This window comes from Phyllobacterium sp. P5_D12, assembly GCF_054049495.1.
Genome location: NZ_JBFUMG010000879.1, coordinates 1 through 1,292, shown reverse-complemented (window position 1 = coordinate 1,292; position 1,292 = coordinate 1). Strand labels below are relative to the sequence as shown.

The window sequence follows — 1,292 nt, the reverse complement described above, 5'->3', positions numbered from 1 at the left end:
CCTGTGTATTGTCGAATTCGTTGGCGCGGTCGAAGTAGCGGGTCGAGCGCGGATCGATGGCCTTGTCCGCGTGGATCGTCGCGGTAAACGTATTGCCGTCCACGGCAAACTCACGCAGCTCGACGCGGGCTCTATCCGCCACGCCCTTCATGACGTCACCGAGAGTGTCGGCCTTGGGCAAGGGTTCCAGGCTTGGCGGGACATTGACGTAGGAAGGGAATACCTCGTCATATTTATGACTGATGACGTAGGGTCCGAAGAACGAGAACAGGGTGATCAGCAACAGCACCACGCAGCCGGCCATCGCTGCATAATTGCGGCGGAAGCGGATAACCGCGAGCTGAAACAGACTGCGCCCTTTGGACTCTTCGGGCGGGATGATTGTGGTGGGGATACCGCTCAGATCAGTCATGGCGAACCCTCGGGTCAAGAAGGCCGTAGAGAATATCGACCAGAAGATTGAAGACGATGACGAAGATCGCGACGAGAACGACAGTCCCCATGACGAGCGTGTAATCCCGATTGATGGCGCCCAGGACGAAATATCGACCGACGCCGGGAATGGTGAAAATCGATTCAACGACGGCAGAACCCGTCAACAGCGCCGCTGCGCATGGGGCAAGATACGATACCACCGGAAGCAGCGCACCCCGCATGGCGTGGGTGATGACGACCACGCGTGGTGGTAGTCCATAGGCGCGTGCGGTGCGGATGTGATCCGTGTGCAGTCCCTCGATCATCGAGCCGCGCGTCAGCCGTGCAAAGACGGCGAGCTGCGGCAGGGCCAGTGCAATCATCGGCAGGATGAGGAAGCGCCAGGACCCGTCCCCCCAGCCACCTGCGGGCAGCAGCGACAGCAGCACGGCGAAAACCAGTGTGAGTACTGGACCGACAACGAAGTTCGGCACCGTAACGCCGACCGTTGCAATGGACATGATGAGGAAATCGAGAAAGCTGTTTTGCCGGAGGGCGGCTATCGTGCCGATGATCACGCCACCAAAAAGCGCCAGCAACAACGCATAGGAGCCGAGCGTGATCGAGTAAGGCAAACCCTTGCCGATCAGTTCAGCGATTGTGTTGTCCTTGTAGATGTAGCTCGGGCCGAAATCGCCGGTGACCGCATTCTTCAGATATTGCAGATACTGGTTCCACAGCGGCTGATCGAGATGGTAGGCCTTCATCAGGTTTTCCATCGTCGCCGGCGGCAGCGGCCGTTCCAGATTGAAGGGTCCTCCTGGTGCAAAACGCATGAGGAAGAAGGATAGTGTGACGACAATGAACAGTGTCGGCAC

1 protein-coding gene and 1 pseudogene are annotated in these 1,292 nt (G+C 58.5%); both read right to left on the bottom strand.

Annotated elements, in window-relative coordinates:
• A pseudogene (locus ACXJ5O_RS27275) lies at positions 1–412 on the bottom strand (ABC transporter permease); the annotation flags it as partial.
• Positions 405–1,292: ABC transporter permease subunit (locus ACXJ5O_RS27270; RefSeq protein WP_457302640.1), on the bottom strand; the 888-nt coding region annotated here is incomplete at its 5' end. The pseudogene ACXJ5O_RS27275 and the gene ACXJ5O_RS27270, both read right to left, overlap by 8 nt.